3 protein-coding genes and 1 pseudogene are annotated in these 6,345 nt (G+C 42.8%); 1 reads left to right on the top strand and 3 read right to left on the bottom strand.

Annotated elements, in window-relative coordinates; translation table 11 throughout:
• Positions 1-334: 334 nt before the first annotated feature.
• From AC5590_RS12495 to hemB, 3 genes are all read right to left on the bottom strand, one after another.
• Positions 335-1,318, bottom strand: coding sequence for an alpha-ketoacid dehydrogenase subunit beta (locus tag AC5590_RS12495; protein WP_169268770.1), 984 nt, complete (start codon positions 1,316-1,318; stop codon positions 335-337).
• A 204-nt stretch (positions 1,319-1,522) separates the two neighbouring features.
• Positions 1,523-1,867, bottom strand: a complete 345-nt coding sequence (locus tag AC5590_RS12490) for a helix-turn-helix domain-containing protein (protein WP_169268769.1) — start codon at positions 1,865-1,867, stop codon at positions 1,523-1,525.
• A gap of 365 nt (positions 1,868-2,232) precedes the next feature.
• Complete coding sequence (gene hemB, locus AC5590_RS12485; protein ID WP_169268768.1) at positions 2,233-3,213, bottom strand: porphobilinogen synthase; 981 nt, start codon at positions 3,211-3,213, stop codon at positions 2,233-2,235.
• 440 nt (positions 3,214-3,653) lie between these two features.
• Between hemB and AC5590_RS12480 the strand changes: the two are divergent.
• Positions 3,654-6,269: pseudogene (locus tag AC5590_RS12480) on the top strand (UPF0182 family protein); the annotation flags it as partial.
• Positions 6,270-6,345: the final 76 nt, after the last annotated feature.

Genomic DNA, 6,345 nt, shown 5'->3' with positions numbered 1-6,345 from the left:
CGGGTTCCCCGCGTTGTGGCAACTTCGGAGAGGGTTTCCCGACAGAGGCGACTGGTTCTCCCGTTGGGGGGTTCCCCCCGTTGAAGCATGTGGCGTTACTTAATCGTTCTCGACAGAGCTACAAGCTGGGGTTCACTTGTAGGTGTGTTGACTCAAAAATCGTAGACTTCTAGAGTCTTAGTCTGCACGATCCGACTTTGTACAGATTTACCTAGGCGTATGCCAAGTTCTGCATAGGTTTTTTGGAGCGGGCGGATTGTTGATTGTTAGCCTTTCGCTGTTGATATTTTACATTATCAACCACTCACTTGTAACGACTCCCCAATTCCACCTCCTAAACGCGCAAAGCCACCATCTTTTCCACAGCTTCAACAATTTGTTCTGGTTGAACGATGGTTAATCTTTCTAAAGTTCCGTTGTAAGGCGTGGGAATATCTTGGGAAGAAAGTCGCAATACAGGTGCATCCAATTCATCAAATAAGCGTTCATTAATAGAGGCAGTTAATTCCGCTCCAATGCCTCCTGTTCTCATGCACTCTTCCACTATAATCACTCGATGTGTTTTTCTTACTGATGCACCAATCGTGTCAAAATCTAGCGGTTTAAGTGATATCAGGTCAATCACTTCTGGATCATAACCTTCTTTTTCCAATGTTTTGACCGCTTGCGTCACATGATGTCGCATGCGTGAGTAAGTCAGAATTGTGACATCTTTGCCAGAGCGTACAACTTCTGCTTTATCCAGAGGCAGCAGATATTCTTTTTCTGGTAAATCTTCTTTTAAGTTGTAAAGCAGAACGTGTTCAAAGAACAACACCGGGTTATCATCACGAATAGCTGATTTCAGCAATCCTTTGGCGTTGTAAGCTGTAGAACAAGCAACAATCTTTAACCCTGGTACAGCTTGGAAGTATGCTTCTAAGCGCTGGGAATGTTCTGCACCAAGCTGCTTGCCCACGCCTCCAGGACCACGAATCACCATTGGAATTTTAAAGTTACCACCAGAAGTATAACGCAGCATTCCGGCGTTATTGGATATTTGGTTGAAGGCAAGAAGCAAAAAACCCATGTTCATACCTTCAACAATTGGTCGCAACCCAGTCATTGCAGCCCCAACGGCTAAACCCATAAAGCTGTTTTCAGCGATTGGGGTATCTAGAAGCCGGAGATCGCCATATTTTTTGTATAAGTCTTTTGTCACTTTGTAGGAACCGCCATAGTGTCCTACGTCTTCACCAAGAACAAATACAGTTGCATCGTGGGCCATTTCTTCATCAATGGCTTCCCGCAAAGCGTTGAAGAACAGTGTTTCTGCCATTAGACTTTTATATTGCGACTATTGTTCTAGAATCTTAACGCGCATCTGCTCCCTTAGATGGTGAGCGATGCTGCAAACCGCGACGCACGCACGCGAACGCACGAGTTGCTTGTCTTGCGTTTAAAATTATAGGCTATGTGGCAGCAAGTCCTTGAACAGTTAGCAGTGAACAGTAAACAGTGAAAACTGGTAAGTGATCACTGATTAATATCCAACTTCGTTGAAATGGAAACTCGGGGAATCAGTGACTTGATTAACCTGGGTTACCTGATTCACCGGAGGAGACGAATTAACCGAATTTTCTGGAAATCTTCTCGGTCTTCCTGGTTTACGCTTATGTCGTTGATTGATAGATTTTTCGCTAGCAGCAGCCAGTTCTTCTGGTGTGCATTTAAACAGCCGCAATGCATCTAAATATTTTTTGGGTGTCATGGTTGGTTCTGTGCGCCCTGCTTCCCAGTTACGCACACTCGTTTCACTAATTGCAAGCCTGAAGGCAACCTCTGCGCGGCTGAGTCCCGCACGCTCTCTCAGGACTTGCATATCCATAGCCAATGCTCCCTTTGAAAAACTATAGTACTTATTTATAAAATCAATTGACGTAATAAAGCCAACTGAGCATTATTTGTTAACTATATTATTTTATAATCTATTAGTTACGTATTTGGCAAACGGGCGATCGCCCTCACCCCCGCCAAAAGTTGCTCGTTGACAACGTTTGCCCTACTAATAGTGTAAATTTTTCTGTCGTCGAAAAAGTCTTGGCATTCAAATTTATCTCCCAGCTAAAGGATAATCTCACACCCAGCCACAAAGACACCTAGATTAGCTCTTTGCCTTAGCAGTTTGGTGTGAGATTATCAAGCAAAGTTATCAAAACTTCACGTTGTAGCACTTGAGGCAAAACTCACCGCCTATCGCAACCACCGCGCTGCATCTTTGGCATGGTAAGTTAAAATCAAGTCTGCTCCAGCGCGTTTAAAGCCGATGAGAGTTTCCATCACCACACGCTGTTCATCAATCCAGCCATTTAAAGCTGCAGCTTTCACCATAGAATACTCACCAGAAACGTTATAAGCGGCAACAGGCAGGTTGCAAGCTTCCTTAACGCGCCAGATAACATCCATGTATGCCAAAGCTGGCTTCACCATGAGCATATCGGCACCTTCGGCAATATCCAGCTCAATTTCCTTTAGGGCTTCGCGAGAGTTACCGGGGTCCATTTGGTATGTGCGGCGATCGCCAAACTGTGGGGCAGAATCTGCAGCATCCCGAAATGGACCATAATAAGCCGAAGCATATTTAGCCGCATACGACAAAATCGGGGTATCATCAAATCCCGCTTCATCCAAAGCACTACGAATTGCTTGTACAAAACCATCCATCATTCCAGAAGGAGCAATGATATCTGCCCCAGCTTGCGCTTGAGATACTGCTGTTTTCCCGAGTAAATCCAATGTTGGATCATTCAAAACTCGTCCGGTTAAATCACCCACTTGTAAATAACCGCAGTGTCCGTGATTTGTGTACTCACACAAACAAGTATCAGCAATCACAATCAAATCTGGTACTGCTTTTTTAACAGCAGTCGCTGCTTTTTGAACAATACCGCAATCATGCCATGCACCAGTGGCATCACCATCTTTATCTGCAGGAATACCAAACAAGATAATCGCAGGAATTCCTAAGTCATAAACTTCCTTTGCTTCTTCCACTATTTTGTCTATCGAAAGTTGATAGACTCCAGGCATCGATCTGACTTCATTGGCGATTCCTTCACCTGGTACAGCAAACAGAGGGTAAATTAAATCATTGGTAGTTAAAACAGTTTCGCGTACCATGCGGCGTAGTTGTGGATGGGTACGCAGACGACGAGGGCGATGGGTAGGAAACATAAATTTTTGTGAACTTACTAATACAAAATGTACACAAAACAAAGCGTCACAAATAGTAGGATACAAACGCTTTGTAGTCAGAGATTCGGCAATTAGCGCTTAACTGTCACGCCATTTACCGAACTCGGGGCAAACCCCCGGTGGCTCCTCTACCCTACTGTTTGTAACGCTGTGGGGTAATTTTGTATTTTACAGCGATATCGTCAAACAAAAATCTTAAAAATTACCTCTATTTCTGTTTTTGGACGTAATTAAAATTTAATGGTGATGTGCGCGTAATTAGTCCAAAATTAAAGGCTGACTAGTGCCGCACTCGTCCCAAGGGGTGCGCAAGGAACGCGAAATTCGCAAGCAGAAGAAATGGACTAGATCCCGCTGCGCTAACAAAATTCCAAATTCCAAATCTAAAAATTCCGACTTCGCACCTCGCCACTGAAAAGTCACAACTCGGATTGCGCTTGCTCTTACCAGTGGTGATCACATTGAGTACTAGCGCGGGGTTAGTATTTATTTACTATGCTCAGCAAGCGTTAAATGTGTGGTTTCCAAATGTTCAATTACCCACCACTAAGTTGCCATTGACACCTTCGTTACAGCAGGTGTTGCAGCAAATGCAAATACAGCAAATTAACATCCCAATTGTGCAGTCAATTTTGCTGTTGGTATTGACAATTGCGATTGTGATTAATTATGAGTTTTGCTTGAGGGCGATCGCACTCCTGATCTGTTTGCTGCTGAGTTTTGTGTTATCAACACATTGGGTAACCGTTCTAGAGTATTTTCATAGCACTAGTTTTAACCGCACAGAGCCGCTATTTCACAAAGATATTAGCTTTTATGTATTTATTTTGCCAATTTGGGAATCGTTGGCATTTTGGTTATTGGGACTATTTCTCTTTACTGTCTGCGCAGTAACGCTCATTTACTTGTGTTCGGCAAATAGTCTTAGTGAAGGAAGATTTACAGGGTTTTCTAGATTGCAGCGACTTCACTTAAACGCTTTAACTAGCGTATTCATGTTAACAGTTGCCCTGCATTATTGGCTTGCACACTATAAACTTTTGTATTCCCCTCGTGGGGTGATCTATGGTGCTAGTTACACCGATGTTAAGGTGTTGTTGCCAATTTATAGTGGGTTGAGTATTTTGGCAGTGGCGATCGCCATATATCTCCTCTTGCGAATAATTCTTTTATCTAGAACAAAGAAAACAAGTTTTAAACTCATTCTCTATCCACCTCAACTAATTTACGCACTAGGATTATATATATTTGTCGCGGCAATTTCTGGAGAAATTTTACCCTCAGCAGTACAACGCTTTGTTGTCCAACCAAATGAATTGAGTCGTGAACGCCCCTACATTGAGCGTACTATCACCCTCACCAGAGAAGCTTTTAATTTAGATGCTATAGAAGCAAAAATTTTTGATCCGCGAGGTCAACTAACTGCAACTAGTTTGCAAGAAAATGACTTGACGATTCGGAACATTCGGTTGTGGGATACACGCCCTCTTCTAGAAACTAACCGTCAGTTGCAACAAATTCGACCTTACTACAAGTTTACTGGCGCTGACATTGATCGCTACACCTTCAAACCAGATCAAACAAATCAAAAGCAACAGACAATCATCGCAGCGCGAGAACTAGACTACGGTGATGTACCAGATTTAGCACAAACTTGGGTAAACAAACATCTGATCTACACTCACGGCTACGGTTTTACACTCAGCCCCGTAAATCTTGTGGCGCCTGGCGGATTACCTGACTACTACGTCAAAGATATTGGACTTAATACAGGTAACGAGAGTTCCTTGCTGATATCAAATGAATCAGTTCGCTCAAGTATTCCTATTAATCAACCCCGCATTTACTATGGCGAAATCACCAATAATTATGTGATGACGGGGACAAAAACTCAGGAATTAGACTTTCCCAGCGAGAAAGATAACGTTTATAACGTTTACGATGGACGTGGAGGAATTTCAATTGGTGCAATATGGCGGCGCTTGGTGTTTGCGCAATATCTTAAAGATTGGCAGATGCTGTTGACGGGCAATTTTACACCGCAAACAAAGCTGCTGTTTCGTCGCAATATCAAAGAACGAGTGCAGGCGATCGCTCCTTTTTTACGCTACGACAGTGATCCTTATTTAGTTGCTGCAGATGGTGAAGGAACAGATATCAAAGGTGACAAGACTTATCTTTATTGGATGATTGATGCTTATACCACGAGCGATCGCTATCCATATTCTGATCCAGGCAAAAATAAATTTAACTATATTCGTAATTCTGTAAAAGTTGTCATTGATGCCTACAATGGCAGTGTCAATTTCTATGTCGCCGATCCAAGAGATCCAATTATTCAGACTTTAGGGGCTATTTTCCCCAAATTACTAAAACCCTTGGACAAAATGCCAGTTGCTCTTCGCAACCATATTCGGTATCCACAAGACTTTTTTAGTATTCAATCTGAGCGATTGCTAACATATCACATGAGCGATCCACAGGTTTTCTACAATCAAGAAGACTTGTGGCAAATCCCCAATGAGATTTACGGTAGCAAACAGCAGCAGGTAGAGCCTTACTACCTGATTATGAAACTACCGCAAGCAGAATCGGAAGAATTCATTCTACTACTACCTTTCAAGCCTGTACAACGCGCAAATTTAATTGCTTGGTTAGCAGCACGTTCCGATGGGCAAGAATACGGCAAGATGTTGCTTTACGAGTTTCCTAAGCAGCAGTTAGTTTACGGAACAGAGCAAATTGAAGCTTTGATTAATCAAGATCCAGTGATTTCTCAGCAAATTTCTCTGTGGAATCGCCAAGGATCTAAAGCAATTCAAGGAAATTTGTTGGTGATTCCGATAGAACGTTCTCTTTTGTATGTTGAACCTCTCTATTTAGAAGCTGAACAAAATAGCTTGCCAACACTTGTAAGGGTGGTTGTTGCTTACAATAACCGGATTGTCATGGCAGAAACTTTGGAACAAGCACTTGCTGCAATATTTAAAAAAAATCAACCAACAACTCCCCCAATTGTGCGTCCCGTTCAGTAAGCAACCTGCTCCTAACGAGAGAAAACCTCACCCTCGCTTGAATCGGCGCTAAAATCTTTCCCTCTCCTTAATAAGG

The organism is Brasilonema octagenarum UFV-OR1 (assembly GCF_963888615.1).
In the GTDB taxonomy this organism is placed as follows: domain Bacteria; phylum Cyanobacteriota; class Cyanobacteriia; order Cyanobacteriales; family Nostocaceae; genus Brasilonema; species Brasilonema sennae.
This window is presented reverse-complemented; position numbering and strand designations above follow the sequence as displayed.